The sequence below is a fragment of the Roseibium porphyridii genome (assembly GCF_026191725.2).
Lineage (GTDB): Bacteria > Pseudomonadota > Alphaproteobacteria > Rhizobiales > Stappiaceae > Roseibium > Roseibium porphyridii.
In genome coordinates, this window is record NZ_CP120863.1 from 5213471 (window position 1) to 5227435 (window position 13965).

A 13965-nucleotide genomic window follows, 5' to 3' on the forward strand; every position below is an offset into this window, starting at 1 on the left:
TCCTGAACTAAGCCGCTGCGACGTTTTTCAGGAACGTGTCCACTTCAGTTTCAAGTTCCGCAGTCCGGCTGGACAGGCTTCCGGACGCCTGAAGCACTTCGCTGGCCGAGTTGGACGTCTCATTAACAGCACCAGACAAATCCGTCATGCAGCTGGACACGAATGTCGTGCCATTGGCCGCCAATTGGGCGTTCTGCGTGATTTCCTGTGTCGCAGAACCCTGCTCCTGGACCGCCGTTGCTATGGAGTTTGTATAGGTGTTTACCTCGGCCATGATTTCGGTAATGCCCGTGATGGCCTGGACAGACTCTTTGGTTGCGTCCTGGATGGCGGCGATCTGGGCGCCGATTTCCTCGGTGGCTTTCGATGTCTGGGTCGCCAGTTCCTTGACCTCGGATGCAACGACCGCAAAACCCTTGCCGTGCTCACCCGCTCTGGCAGCCTCGATAGTGGCGTTGAGAGCAAGGAGGTTTGTCTGCTCGGCAATTGCCTGAATCAGAGTGACAACTTCACCGATCTTGGTTGCAGATGCCGCAAGGCCCTCAACCTTGGAATTGGTGTTCTGCGTTTCCTCGGTCGCGCGTTCAACCACGTCGCTTGTCTGGGCAACCTGGCGCGAGATTTCCGAAATGGATGCGGAAAGCTCTTCTGCGGCACTGGCAACCATCTGAACACTGTTTGTTGTCTCTTCAGCAGAAGACTGGGTCTCGGTCGCGCGACCGGAACTTTCTTCCGAAAGTTTGGACAGCTTTTCGGCAGTCTGGTCGAGTTGTGAAACATTTTCATTCACGTGACCAAGCACGCTCGCGACATTTGCCCGGAACTGCTCGACCAACTGATTGACCTGGTCCTGGCGCTCCGTCGCAGCAGCCTCTGCATGCTGTTGCTGGTCGCTCAGCGCATTACGCTCCCGCGACCTTGCCCGCAGTGTCGACAACGCATTAGCAAGCTTGCCGATCTGATCCTCACGATCCGTAAACGGTATCTCCATATCAGTGGCGTCTGCTGCAATTTCCTCTGTCACATTGGTCAGTCGGCCAATGGGGCGCAGCTGGCGCTGAATGACAAACACCAAAAGACCAACAGCTACGAGAACAACCGGCAAGGCCAGCAGCAGGAACCGGGACATGATCTCCGACACATTGGCCTGGACTGCCGACTTCAGAACACCGGCATAGAGAATGCCGATGATGTCACCGCCTGCGGTGAAAATTGGCTGGTAGACCGTGTAGTAGTCCTTGCCGAGGATTGTCGCCTGGCCGTGAAATGTCTTTCCGTTGGTCACGACCGGATAGACAGCGCCGTTCTGACCCAGCGGTGTGCCGACAGCTCGCTTGCCATCGCCCTTGATAATGTTTGTCGACTTGCGCCAGAAATCTCGTGACTCAGGATCCCAGGCAAAGACCGTTGCTGTTTCGCCGGTCATTCTGCCGATGGAATCGATCATCGCGTGGTCTGCGAACTCTGGAATCGCCGGCAATTCAACGCGCTTGACTTTGTCGTTCGCCGTCCACGCCAGTTTCGTGCCGTCGATTTCTTTCGACATGATCGTGGCAGCAATCCGCAGGTTGGCATCCTGTTTTTGCATCGCGGTCGTCTGAGCCTGATTGGAGGCAACCTGATAAACGATCGCACCCACAATCAACATTGAAAGCGTCAGCAAGGTCGCACTGGTCAGAGCCAGAGATGATGTAACGCTCAGTGAGGAAAAGAAATTTCGCATGAAGCCCACCCTAGAGAATCTACAGGCAGAACTTGCAGGCATTGTCCTAAATTAAGTGTAAATACTTGGAGCAAATAAAACCAACTCACCCTCAAAAATAGAATACCCCTAATCCAACTAACTTATGAGTGCAATCCTTCAATTCAGCGATCTTTTTCTTCGTATTTCTTACAATACGAGGAGCGCGAACACGCTTTTACGCATCGGCAATTCAGATCTGAAACCGACTCAAGCTCAGGCTGAAATCGCAAAAAGGGTATCGCACCGCTTTGTTTCTATGAGCTTTGATCAAGAAACGCGGCGCGAATGGTGGATTTCATCGTTGCCCGTGGTTTGCTGTCATTGAGGTCGGCTGACGCCATGACCAGTTTTGATGTCGGCGTCAGAGCAAGATTGTAGGCTTGATTGACGACTTTCAGTCCTGCATGGAGAGAGGAGCGACCCAGAACCCCTATTGCAATTCCCGCTTCGACCGCGGCGACAACGCCGGAGACGCTTTGACTGGAATAGGCGATGCGATAGGACTTGCCGCTGTCTTCCAGAGACTTGATAGCAGCGTCACGCCACCAACAGGAAACATCGAACAGGGCAACCGGAAGCACATCGACGCCTGAAAAATCATGGTCGCGTGCACATACCCAGCATGTGGGGTCCTCGGCCAGAACTTCTTCACCTGCGCCTGGGGCACTGACTTCATAGATGGCCAGATCAAGATCTTTCTTGTGAAGTGCCTCCGGAAACCCTGCGCTGATCGCGCAGGTAACATCGAGTTCCACTGCCGGGTGCTGGCGAGCAAAGTCTGCGATGATCCGTGTCAGCCTTGCCCGGCCATGATCGTCGGGGATTCCGAGACGAAGTTTGCCCTCAATCCTGACATCCTTAAGATCGCGCAACACCGTATCAAGGCGTGCGGTAACATCCTGCGCAACGGGTACGAGCGTCCGCCCGACTTCGGTCAACACAACGCCCCGCCCGTGGCGCTCGAAAACGGGTTGACCAAGAATTTCTTCCAACCGCTTGATCTGGATGCTGGTGGCCGATTGCGAGCGGTGAATTTTCGCTGCTCCGTCTGTCACGCTGCCCGTATGGGCAACTGCCAGAAAGGTACGCAGCAATTCGCTGTCGAGATTCTGCATTCGTTTTTTCAATACCTGATATTGAAACTATCCGTTTCATATATGTCTCTTTGTTCCTTAGGCTGCAAGGCCAAAGGAGAATTCGCCATGGCTGATCACGCAGTCCCGATGACGCAAAGAAGAAGGTACCTGGCCGTTTACGGTTGTGGTCTTGCGATCCTGATCGCCGCGGGTTTCAACTGGCCGGAACAGGCCTTGAACGTGGCTGTCTTCGTTTCCTGGGGGTTGATCAGTGTGGCTCCCATTGTCATCCCGGGAATTCTCTTGACGGCATGGATCATCGCCAGCGGAGCGGATGCCCATATTGCCAGCGTATTTGACGGGCGAACCGGGAAAACCATCTTCGCCGCTGCCCTGATCGGAGCAATTACACCGGTTTGCGGTGTGACGGTGCTCCCGATGATGGCAGGTCTGCTTGCTGCCGGCGTGCCCCTTGCCCCGATCATGGCGTTCTGGCTTTCGTCTCCGGTCACCGACCCGGCGATGCTTGCAACCACGGCTGCAACACTCGGACTATCCTTTGCCGTGGGCAAAACTGTTGCCGCCTTTGGCCTTGGACTGTTCGGCGGCGCGATAACAGCCCTTTTTGCCCAGCGCCCCTGGGCCAAATCTGCGTTGCGTGATACCGGGCTCGCTCAACGGCTGAGTACCAAACGTTGTGCCGGTGACGTCAGTTATGATCCTTGGGTCTGGCAGACACCCTCGCGCAGGAGCGCGTTCGCCGCGCAGTTTCTGGCAACATCACGATTGATCGTCATCTGTCTGGTTCCCGCATTCGCAGCCGAATATGCCCTGAACGCCGCGCTTACGCCGGACGCGCTTGCCGCTTACGTCGGTGAAGATCAATGGTGGGCGATCCCGGCAGCCGTCTTTGTTGGTGCACCGGCTTATATCGATGGATACGCGGCCCTGCCGCTGACCAGAGGTTTGATCGACAATGGAATGGCGCCCGGCGCAGCGATGGCTTTTCTGGTCTCCGGCGGCGTGGTCAGCATCTGGGGCGCGATGGCAATTGCCCCAATTCTGAAACTGAAACCATTCTTGCTATACCTGATCCTGGCTGTTCTCGGGTCACTTGCCGCAGGCTATGCGTTTCAATGGATTGTGTAGTCTCGATGGCGTTACAAAGCCTCATCTGCCCATCTCAGATTTTTCGCGACAGGATCAGCACAAACGGATCGACACTGCCTGCCATGCCGGCCTCTTCACCTTCCGTTTGATGCGTGATTTCGAATCCGGCGTCTTCAAGAAGACCGGCCAGTTCTGTTGTCTCATAGTAGGTATAAAAGCGACCGAACCTGTCCCGGCTTTCCCCTTTGCCACGCTTCATGCCGATATGAAAAACGCCTGCTCCAAGGAGCGCTTTGTTCAATTTCGTCAAATGCGACGGAAGATCATGGCGGGGTGCATGCAACAGACTGAAATTTGCCCAAACGCCCTGATAACGCCCTTCGGGGACAGGATCATCAAACGTGCCGACCCTTGCCGAAAGACCAAATCTATCATTTGCAATTGCCACCATCTCCGGAGAAGCGTCGACAGGATCCGGGTTAAAGCCAGCAGCCTTCAAGTGAAATGATGACGCCGCCGGACCGCATCCCCAATCAAGGACATTTGCACCGGCAGGCAAAAGCGACATGAATTTCGACAATGAGCCACTGGGAGCATCCGTAACAAACCGCTTGGCGTAGTCACCCGCCTTGTCATCGTAGATCCGTATCGTTTCTTCGTCGGCCATTCCAGGTGTCCAGGTCGCAGCCCGCTTGCCAGTCACTTCTGTCTCTTTAGTTGAAACGAAGCGGAAAGCGGCCCTTAGTGTGTCAGAACTCACCAACAGACATATTTGGTTTCTGCCGTCTCGTGAAGGCGTGGCAGGTGTTCAGTATTGTTAGCGCGGGCAACATCCTATGTGTCGCAACATCCGCTCAAACCACTCAATCAGATTTGAACACTCCCAAAAGCTCTAACTCGAGGTTGATAGAGTTGCGGGCCTCGACAGTGATCATGGTTCCGCGCCCGAGCAGGGCCGGACTATTTCTCAGGATACCTGGTTGGCGTTTCGTCACGTTTTGTGGCCCGCTGTTGCCTTCGATCTGCACCAGAATTCCACGAGGCGTTCCGACAGGAGCTTCAGGGATAACGAAAGTTGACAAACCTCTCTTGCGTCCGAGGTGGGGCGCAGCTGGTGCGAGTGCCTGTCCACCAAGCACGCTATTCTCAAAACGGGCTGCACGCCGCCCTTCTTGCGTGGAAGGAATGATGCGTACGGCCGTTGTGAGCGGGAGCAACGACAGTCCGACCGGATCGTCGCTGTAGCCCATGACGAGAATAGAACCAGCGCGTCCGCTCACTTCACCATTCAGCATGGCAACTGCATTGATTTCAGGTCCGCCGTCGTCAATCGGGATAAAGGCCACAAAATCCACTTCTGAATTTGGTATATCAGTTGCCCGTTTCGCGTCATCGTTGCTTTCGAAGGTCTGGATGTCTTCTTTGATGGAAGCCCTTACAGACAGACCCGGCGTGTCGGTGTTGAAGAAATTTGCCGTTAGAGTGCTGCTGCTCTGTTCTGAGTGATGCCAATTGGCATTGTGTCTGTGCGCAGAACGGGAAAGTGAAATTTCTTCCGCGCGAACGGGCGCAACGACGCTTTCGAAATGCTCGGCTGTTTCAGCCGTCGGCTCACGGTATTCCGCTGCCAGACGATCTCCGCCCGGCATCATAAGTTCATCCGGCCTTGGCGGCTCCGTATCTGCCAGGACGCGAAGTCGGGGTTTCAGCAGCTGCTTTGCGGAAAAGGAGGGCTGCCAGTTCGCGTTGTTGCTGGCACCGGCTGCCACATAAGCTGCAGCTGCTATGCCGGGTTGTTTGACATAACGAATATTCATGACAGGGGCGCAGCTTTTTGAATTGCCACCCTTGGCATCCGTGCATCTGACGCTTGCCGCCTTCCTGCCGGGCTGACAGCTATAGGTGAACGCACTGCCAGAGCCGCTTACCGACCCGGCACCCGCAACCGAACAAGCGGCCTCACCACTAGGGCTACCGACAGAGAAAGGCAGGGTTTCTGCGCCTTGACAAACCAGTTCCTGGGGCAGGAACACCCGTGCATCCGGATCACGCACATCAATTGCGCGGGTGAAAACCGGAGCCGGTGCACACATGCTGTCCGGATCCTGCTCCAACTGGGCCGTCACAGTGATCTGTTGCGAACACCCCTCGATCGTCTCAGGCGCGATGAAGGTACCGGTTTGCCCGACAACCGGACCGATACTGCCTTTGTCGCCAATCACGCCGAACCGGACTGTGCCTGGAAGGGCATTGTCCATTTCCAGTGCGACCGACATGCCGCCGCCTGGTGCAATCGTGGCCTCCTCAAGCTTGATACGGCCGGTAGCCGGGGCGAATTGACCGCGCGCGAGGCTCGGCGCAACGCGATAGCCATACCCGAATGCATTGTCCTTGTTGACGCGCAGTGTCGCAGACACAGAAAAGGCCTCCTCATTCCCCTGCCAACACGCCGTAATGCAGCCATCCTTACCTATGCTTACAGGGCCCCGGTGCGTTCGAAGCTCAACATGCTTGCTGATCTGCTCAGGTGTCAGTGTAATTGGACCCCAGACCTTGGCTGGCGTGCGTCGGATTTCAAATGCAGGGCCACCGCTTTTTTCAAGTTCCAATAGGGCTTCCTTGATTGCCATATTGAGAAGTTGAGCCTTCGTGGCTTGTTCAATGCGCCCATATGGATTGCCAACTTTCTTTTCAAAGCCGTCAGCAGCATTCAGCAGCTGATTTGCACGAGCGGATTTGAGACGCGTCTTGAGCGTCCCCTTGAGCTTTGGATGGTTAAGCGCTGCCTCAACAAGCGGTATGATGATTTTTGCCATCAGCTCCGCATCCGCACCGCCCTGACTGTAGACGAGGTCGATTTTCGGATCAGAATACGCGGTGACCTTCACGACCAGTGGCATGCAGCTGTTGTCATTAATCTTGCGCTGCGCGCCACGTTCCAAATCTGCGCTAATCTCAAGATGCTTCGGCAAATTGTGCAATTCCTCGCGCAGCTTGTTGCTGACTGCCGAAAAGAGGACATCGGAAACCAGCACACCAATACCTCCTCCCGCGACAGCGCCAGCGCCGGTGGCAGAAAGGGAATTGCCAACGGCGTCGTAGCCTTTCTTGTCTGTTTCCTTAAGGTCCCTGTCCTTCAGCATCTCCAAAAGTCGCTCAAAGGAGATTTTCTCCGGTCCTGTGGACGCCCGCCATACTCTTGTTTTGGCGACCGGTCGCATCGATGCATGTTGAATTACAGGGGACTGCAGATTGAGGTCTCCGCGATCTCTCAGAAGAGCTGCGGGAAAATACAAATCGAACAGGCGTGCCAGATCCTGATCGAAGCGCTCCGGTTGCGGTGAAAGCTCTCGCTCGATTTCCAGCAGACTAACAAGATTGATTGGGTTCTCATCAGAGAACATCGCGAAATAGTACATTGCCAGCTGGGACACTTCGACGGGCAGCGTCGCCGGTGCATTCAGGAAGTCCGAGACCGCCTTTTCTTCCGTCCAGCCGAGCCGGGAAAGCCGCAAGCGAAGCAAATAATCCAGTATTGCCAAACGATCCCCGATGGAGCCGCTCAAGGGTTCTGCTCCGGTGACTTCGAATGCAATAGCGGGATGTGCCAGTCCTTCGAAATCAAGATAGGCCGGCCCTTCAACGTCGAACGGTAACCGGATCAGCCACGCAGACGCGCCGGACCCCGGATCCAATTCCAGCCGGTCGAAGTCCAGCTGCCCACCAATTTCCTGATCCGGCCCCTTCTCCGGCCGAAGCCAGATCTTGCCTTCAAAGTCGAGTGGTACATTGTCCACCCGCACCAAAGATCCAGCCGGAACGACAGACCCCATGTTCGGATCCAGTCCGAGATCAGCAGCAAATATCGGAGGTTCACTTTCGACCTCGTCCGGTTGAGGTGCTCCGATGTCAATGCCGGTTCGGATCTTGAAATCGAGGTCCGCCAACTCTTCAAGCAGTTTGCTGGCCTCCTCGATCGACATACTGCCATCGACAATGGCTTCGGTCACCCGCTTCATGTCGGCAGCAATCTCATCGAGCTTGGCCTGATCGGGATCCTGCGCCTGTGCCGCAAGCAAAGTGAAGACACTGAAGAAAAGAACCAAAAAACAAAATCTCAAGGCTCGAGGCCTCCATTAGTTTCATTGAGAATGAACAGGCTCAAAGCTCTGAAAGCGATTGGTCTCCAGGCAATTTGTAGAGCGCCTCAGCTCGCCGACAGAAGGTATTCAAAAGCCAGTCAAGGACTACAAAAACGGCACAGCCCAGTCCCAGTTTCAGCTTAGTCAAGCCATCAGACAGGGCCAACCTATGGAAACCAATAGGTCTGTAATCCTTGTCCTCAAATCCTTGTAACCATGTTCGCTCTCGAACTCTCAATTCGTTGCCCTATAGTTTGGGCATGGGGCAAATATCGGCAGTATTCGTTCAAAAAGTCGTGGATGTCGGATCGCGCTCGAAAGCGGATCAGGCGCGGCACCGGCATCACTTGTTGCGGTCCGTCGGAGTCGATCCGGATGCCGCGATCGATCCCAAGTTCATGATTGCCGACGACGCTTATTATGCACTTTGCGAAAGAGTGGTCCGGGAAGACCCCGAGGGTGCTTCGGTCAGTATTCGTGTCGGCTCGTCAATGCGCTGCGATGACTACGGCGCTTTTGGTCTGGCCTGGAAATCAGCTATTGATCTGAGAGGATCCTACCAGCGTTCAGAACGCTACGGGCGCGTCTTGACCAGTGTCAGTACATATGAGCTTGAAGAAGATGAGGGCAGGCACTTTATGGTGCTGCACCGGACAGGTGACCGCCGCCTGGGTATGCGCATTTCGAACGAACAGACCATCGTAGCCATCACGCAAATAAGCCGCGAGGTCAGCGTACAGCCTTTTGTGCCCAAGGCTGTCCACTTCAAGCATGCAGCTCCCGATGATCTTTCGGCGCACCGCGCATTTTTCGGTTGTCCACTTCATTTCAGCTCGGACCGGGACGCACTTGAAGTTTCACCTGAACACCTGAATGCGCCGAACCGGCTTGGCGATACCAGTATTTCCGCATTTTTCGATGCTTATCTGGATCAGGAAGTTGCGGTTTTGCCAGCCAATGAAGAGATCGAACAACGCGTACGTCCCCTGATCCTTCGGGCGTTGAGCCAGGGAGTGCCAAGTATTGCAGACGTTGCGGCGCATCTGGGTCTGAGTGCGCGCACATTGCAACGGCGTCTTGCAGCGCAGGGGCGCGCCTTTCAGGACCTTGTCGATGAAACCCGTCAGGAACTCGCCGTCCGCCTGCTTTTAAGGACGGACTATGCTCTTGCAGAAGTGGCGTTTCTGACAGGCTTTGCTGAACAAAGCACCTTTACGCGTGCCTTCAAGCGTTGGCGAGGCGAAACCCCCGCCTCCTTCCGCCGGAGTGCACAGGCCTAGAATTGGCATGACAGGCCAAAACTGTGACACGCAAGGTCAATACGTCCGGCACCCCATTTTCCTATTCCTTCCTTCGAAAATTGCTTCTAGCGAAGGAGATATCAAATGCAGTCAAGACCAACTCTCGTCATCGGTGCAACCGGCAAAACAGGCTCACGCGTCGCATCGCTCCTCAAACACAAAGGATTGCCGGTCCGGCATGGATCGCGTGGCGCTGACATCCCATTTAACTGGGACAACCCGGAGACATGGAAGCCGGCGCTTGAAAACGTAAATCGTGCCTATGTCACCTACTTCCCCGACATTGCTGTCCCCGGCGCCGTTGAAAAGGTGGAGGCCTTGGCTGCTGCCGCGAAATCAGCAGGTGTCGAACGCCTCGTCATGCTGACAGGACGCGGGGAACACCATGCAATGCAGGGAGAAGAAGCCGTCCGTGCGTCCGGTGTCGACTACACGCTGATCCGCGCCTCCTGGTTTGCGCAAAATTTTTCAGAAGGCTATTTGCGTGAGCCGGTCCTCGCGGGCGTATTGCCAATGCCGGGCGGAGACGTGTTGGAGCCAATCATCGATATTGATGATATTGCAGATGTCGCCGTGGCGGCGCTGACGGAAGACCGTCACTCCGATGAACTCTATGAAGTGACCGGCCCGCGCTTGATGACTTTCTCGCAAATGGCCGACGAACTCGGATCGGCTCTTGGTCGCCCAATCCGGCACATTCCGATCAGCTTCGATGAGTTCCGTGCAAGCGTCGCCGAAGTTGCCGGGCCGGCGATAGCAGACGTCTTTGAAGCCATTGCCCGCGAGACGCTGGACGGCCGCAACGCTCACCTGGCGAACGGAGTCGAACGTGCAATCGGCAAAAAACCCAGGGATTTTTCGGAGTTCACCGTCAAGGCCGCTCAGGCTGGTGCATGGACCGATGCTGCTTGAACAGACCCAAAATGGTTCCCGCAAACGAAACCGACCCGGAACACCGGGTCGGTTTCAGCAGGCAAGCACTCACTGGTGCTACTATTTCAATACAGTTGAGAGCAGGCTTTTCAACCGACGCTTGAGCACGCCGATTTCCATCCTCGCGCTGGCGTCTCCGTGACTTGCCAGGTAGAGCGGGCAAGCAAACGAACGAACATCGTCATCGGCCAGAACCAGGGTCTCGTCTTCAGCGCCAACAAAATCCGGGAGCAGCGCACGTCCCGTATTTCCACGAACCAGTGAAACAAGCCCATCAAAAGAAGCTGCCCATGTCGTTACCCAATCCTCAGCTTCAAATGAAGCGGGTTGCGACAGTGTCATGGAGCCAGGTCGTTGATGAAGGCCAATCCAGTTGCAGTCGGTTTTCTGGTCGAATGCCTTTGCAACATAAGGCCGTCCCTTGAGCGTTCCGATCTGGACCGTCTTCAAATTTCCGGTTGTCGGTGCGTCCGGGGTAATCAGCAAAACTGACTTGTTGTGCAACAGAAGGTGAGCGTCGACACAGTCCTCGATGGCCACGCGAAAAGGATCGCTCGGGTTCCAGAGCTCACGGAATCTTCTGTAGAGAAGCCACTGAATTTCCACCGGCGCAGCGATGGTGACAAGAGGCAGATTCAATACCCGGTCTCGCCAGCTTTTCAATTCCCCGACGGTCCTGGCGACTGCGCTCGTGCGCTCCAGCAGTTGCTGCCCGAATTGTGTCAGCTCGTAGCCCGCCTGCGTTTTGCTGAAGAGATCCGCACCCAGATGTCCTTCAAGCCTCTGGACTTTACGGCCGGCCGTCGCAGCAGAAATACCGGCCTTGTCAGCCGCTCGGGTAAGGCTTCCAAGCGACGCCACCAATCGAAATATCTTCAGATCATCCCAATTCAAGTCATTCAAATTTGAAACACCAGTTCAATAACTTTTGTTGATCAATCTGTGACCGATATCTAAGCATTTGTCCAGTTCGACACCCCTTTCGGTCAGGAGCCGCACATGCACATTCATCACATCGCTTTCTTTTCAAAGGACATTTCAAGACTGAAAGACTTTTATGTCGCCCTCTTCCAGGCGCAGGCCGGAGAAATGTACCAGGACGAGAGAAACTTCCGCTCGTACATGGTGCGTTTCAAAAACAAGACTGTGCTGGAGCTCATGCAGATGCCTGGCGTTCTTGCACGCGCCACACCAGACCACGATGATATTCATCATGTGGGCCTGCATCATCTTGCTATCGCGGTTGAGAGCGATGACGATGTGATCGCGCTCACAAAAGAAGCCCGCGATCTGGGGTCTGCCGTGATCAAGCAGCCGGAACAGACCGGAGATGGTTTCTTTGAATCCATGGTAACCGACCCGGATGGAAACCTGATTGAAATCTGCCGCGCCCCCTTGTCCAAGCAATGACCGGCGTCGCACGGCAACGGTGGGCGGTTGTTTTCATATTCGCGTTCAACGGTCTTCTGTTTGGGGTTTGGGCAGGCCGGATTCCCGCGATCAAGGAGACCTTTTCGCTGGACAGCTCCTCGCTCGGCGTCCTTTTGCTTGTCCTTGCCGGTGGTGCAATTGTTTCGTTTCCAGTTGCCGGAATGCTGTCGGAAAAGCTGGGCGTCCAGAAACTCACCACGATCTGCGCATGGGGTTATGGTCCGGCGCTCGTCACCGTGTCGCTAGCGAGCTCTTTGCCAACGCTTGCTGCCGCCCTGTTTCTTTTCGGAATGCTGCACGGTGCCATGGACGTTGCAATGAATGGCTGGGGTGCCAAGGTGGAACGGCGTCTTTGTCGTTCCGTGATGCCATTTTTCCATGCCATGTTCAGCCTTGGGGCCGGGATCGGGGCGACAACGGGATACTTCGCAGTACGCCTGGAAATATCGACCTTCACGCACTTTTCGTCGATTTCTGTCTTGGGCGCCGCACTCACCCTTGCCGCTATCGGGAAACCTCAGGACGAACGGCCTCGGCCAACCACTGCCAACCAGGGAGCATCCCGGTTTGAATGGCCCCCGTTGACCCTGCTCCTTGTTGGCCTTGTCGCCTTTTCTGTTTCAATGGGTGAAGGCGCAATGGCAGACTGGAGTGCTGTATTCTTGAAGGCCAGTACCGGTACAAGTGAAGCACAGGCAGCACTCGGTTATGCGGCATTCAGCGCCGCGATGGTTGCCACCCGACTGGCGGGAAGCCGTATCGTCACATCGCTCGGCCCTGCGCTGACCACGAGACTGAGTGGCGGCATTGCCTGCGCCGGTCTTTTCCTGACCGTATCATCCAGTACGCTGGGAGTTAGCTTGATCGGTTTTAGCCTTGTCGGAATTGGTTATGCCGTCGTCATGCCGCTGGTTTTTGCGCGTGCGGCCAATGACGAAAGGATACAACCCGGTCACGCAATAGCCGCTGTCTCCACGCTGGCCTATGGCGGAATGCTACTGGGTCCGCCGCTGGTGGGTTTCGTTGCCAGCTTTGCCGGACTACACAGCGCGTTCCTGATGCTTGCCCTGCTGGCCCTGCTGGCGGTGCTTCTGGCTCCCAAGCTCGCCGTGCACACGCCGAGCTATGGCAACACCACGCATACGTCCCCCGACCTGGAACCGGAAAACAGGGCCCGCCGCTCCGCTACCCGAGCAGAATGATCCCGACAACAGCTGCAACGATCATCAGGCAGCCGAAAATTTCTGAACGCGAAATGACTTCCTTGAAGACCAACCAGGACACAAGAAATGTAAACACCAGCTCTATCTGAGCAAGCGCGCGAACATAGGCGACATTTTGCAACGTCATTGCCGTGAACCAGCCGATTGAACCGGCCACACCGGATGCGCCGACCCAGACGGCAGCGCGCCAGGCCTTTAGGCTGGCTTTCAGTTGATCCGGATCGCGCAGCGACATCCAGCTGACCATCACGATCGTCTGGAACAGCGTCGCAAAGACCAGGGCACAGGCGGCCTGCATCGGCACCCCCGTCCCTTCCAAGGAAAGGGATGCCGTTCGGTAGGCAACCGCGGATGCGCCGAAAAACGCCGCTGACGCCAGACCGATAAGCGCGGGGCGCCCGGCCAGCGACGAGCGGACCGCAGAAACGGTCAATGGCACGCGGGCAAGCGAGATCATGACGACGCCGATAATGCCGATCAGGATGCAGATGGCTACCGCAAGAGAGATATGTTCCCCCAGGACCAGAAACCCGAACAGGGCCGCCTGGATTGGTTCCGTTTTGGAATAGGCCGTTCCGACCGCAAAATTTCGAAACGAAAACAGATAAACCAGCAGGAACGTGCCCAGGATCTGAGCCAGACCGCCCAGTGCGCCGGCAATCAGCATTGTGGCGTTGAGTGAAGGCACAGGAAAGCCAAACACGAAATGCAGCACGAGCGCATAGAGGAACGCGAAGGGAAGCCCGTAACCAAACCGCACAAAGGTCGCACCTGTCGTACCGAGCTGGCCCTTCAGGTGTTTCTGCATGGCGGTACGCAGGTTCTGGCAGAACGCTGCGGCAACAGTGATCGGAATCCATAACTCCATGGAACCGGCTTCCTCAAATTAATTGAATTTGCATCATCATACACATCTAACAGTCACTAAAAATTGCCACTTTTTTCCTAATTTGATTATTTTTTCTCAACTATTACAGATTTCCCTGTTTCACCTGCCGGGCACAA

General features: G+C 55.5%; 11 protein-coding genes. 5 read left to right on the forward strand and 6 right to left on the reverse strand.

Annotated elements, in window-relative coordinates; translation table 11 throughout:
* Nucleotides 1-7 precede the first annotated feature (7 nt).
* Nucleotides 8-1723, reverse strand: coding sequence for a methyl-accepting chemotaxis protein (locus tag K1718_RS24005; RefSeq protein WP_265680577.1), 1716 nt, complete (start codon nucleotides 1721-1723; stop codon nucleotides 8-10).
* Nucleotides 1724-1998: 275 nt separating this feature from the next.
* Nucleotides 1999-2859 carry a LysR family transcriptional regulator gene (locus tag K1718_RS24010; protein ID WP_265680576.1) on the reverse strand — a complete coding sequence of 287 codons (861 nt, stop codon included), beginning with the start codon at nucleotides 2857-2859 and terminating at the stop codon, nucleotides 1999-2001.
* Between the two features lie 87 nt (nucleotides 2860-2946).
* On the opposite strand from K1718_RS24010, the gene K1718_RS24015 reads away from it, so the two are divergent.
* Nucleotides 2947-3969 (forward strand): permease, encoded by a 1023-nt coding sequence (locus tag K1718_RS24015; protein WP_265680575.1) that lies wholly within the window; start codon nucleotides 2947-2949, stop codon nucleotides 3967-3969.
* Between the two features lie 34 nt (nucleotides 3970-4003).
* On the opposite strand, the gene K1718_RS24020 is transcribed toward K1718_RS24015, so the two are convergent.
* Both K1718_RS24020 and K1718_RS24025 read right to left on the reverse strand, forming a co-directional pair.
* Complete coding sequence (locus tag K1718_RS24020; protein WP_265680574.1) at nucleotides 4004-4633, reverse strand: class I SAM-dependent DNA methyltransferase; 630 nt, start codon at nucleotides 4631-4633, stop codon at nucleotides 4004-4006.
* A gap of 160 nt (nucleotides 4634-4793) precedes the next feature.
* Nucleotides 4794-8051 (reverse strand): hypothetical protein, encoded by a 3258-nt coding sequence (locus K1718_RS24025; RefSeq protein ID WP_265680573.1) that lies wholly within the window; start codon nucleotides 8049-8051, stop codon nucleotides 4794-4796.
* Between the two features lie 263 nt (nucleotides 8052-8314).
* Here K1718_RS24025 and K1718_RS24030 point away from each other — a divergent pair, with 263 nt between their 5' ends.
* Complete coding sequence (locus K1718_RS24030; RefSeq protein ID WP_265680572.1) at nucleotides 8315-9352, forward strand: AraC family transcriptional regulator; 1038 nt, start codon at nucleotides 8315-8317, stop codon at nucleotides 9350-9352.
* A gap of 105 nt (nucleotides 9353-9457) precedes the next feature.
* The gene (locus K1718_RS24035; protein WP_265680571.1) at nucleotides 9458-10285 is read left to right on the forward strand and encodes an NAD(P)H-binding protein; all 828 of its coding nucleotides are present in this window, start codon (nucleotides 9458-9460) and stop codon (nucleotides 10283-10285) included.
* An 81-nt stretch (nucleotides 10286-10366) separates the two neighbouring features.
* Here the strand turns inward: K1718_RS24035 and K1718_RS24040 are convergent, their stop codons facing one another.
* A complete protein-coding gene (locus K1718_RS24040) occupies nucleotides 10367-11209 on the reverse strand; it encodes a LysR family transcriptional regulator (RefSeq protein WP_152503487.1) in 843 nt (280 codons plus the stop codon).
* Nucleotides 11210-11305: 96 nt separating this feature from the next.
* On the opposite strand from K1718_RS24040, the gene K1718_RS24045 reads away from it, so the two are divergent.
* Nucleotides 11306-11716, forward strand: coding sequence for a VOC family protein (locus K1718_RS24045; protein WP_265680570.1), 411 nt, complete (start codon nucleotides 11306-11308; stop codon nucleotides 11714-11716).
* Entirely contained in the window at nucleotides 11713-12939 is a 1227-nt protein-coding gene (locus tag K1718_RS24050; RefSeq protein ID WP_265680569.1) for an MFS transporter, read from the forward strand. Before K1718_RS24045 ends, K1718_RS24050 begins: the two co-directional genes overlap by 4 nt.
* On the opposite strand, the gene K1718_RS24055 is transcribed toward K1718_RS24050, so the two are convergent.
* A complete protein-coding gene (locus K1718_RS24055; protein WP_265680568.1) occupies nucleotides 12923-13828 on the reverse strand; it encodes a DMT family transporter in 906 nt (301 codons plus the stop codon). The two genes, K1718_RS24050 and K1718_RS24055, sit on opposite strands and share 17 nt — an antisense overlap.
* Nucleotides 13829-13965: the final 137 nt, after the last annotated feature.

Excerpts from the sequence above, each read along its gene's own strand:
- K1718_RS24005 (WP_265680577.1), bottom strand. The coding sequence starts at position 1,723 with ATGCGAAATTTCTTTTCCTCACTGAGCGTTACATCATCTCTGGCTCTG.
- K1718_RS24010 (WP_265680576.1), bottom strand. The coding sequence starts at position 2,859 with ATGCAGAATCTCGACAGCGAATTGCTGCGTACCTTTCTGGCAGTTGCC.
- K1718_RS24015 (WP_265680575.1), top strand. The coding sequence starts at position 2,947 with ATGGCTGATCACGCAGTCCCGATGACGCAAAGAAGAAGGTACCTGGCC.
- K1718_RS24035 (WP_265680571.1), top strand. The coding sequence starts at position 9,458 with ATGCAGTCAAGACCAACTCTCGTCATCGGTGCAACCGGCAAAACAGGC.
- K1718_RS24045 (WP_265680570.1), top strand. The coding sequence starts at position 11,306 with ATGCACATTCATCACATCGCTTTCTTTTCAAAGGACATTTCAAGACTG.
- K1718_RS24050 (WP_265680569.1), top strand. The coding sequence starts at position 11,713 with ATGACCGGCGTCGCACGGCAACGGTGGGCGGTTGTTTTCATATTCGCG.
- K1718_RS24055 (WP_265680568.1), bottom strand. The coding sequence starts at position 13,828 with ATGGAGTTATGGATTCCGATCACTGTTGCCGCAGCGTTCTGCCAGAAC.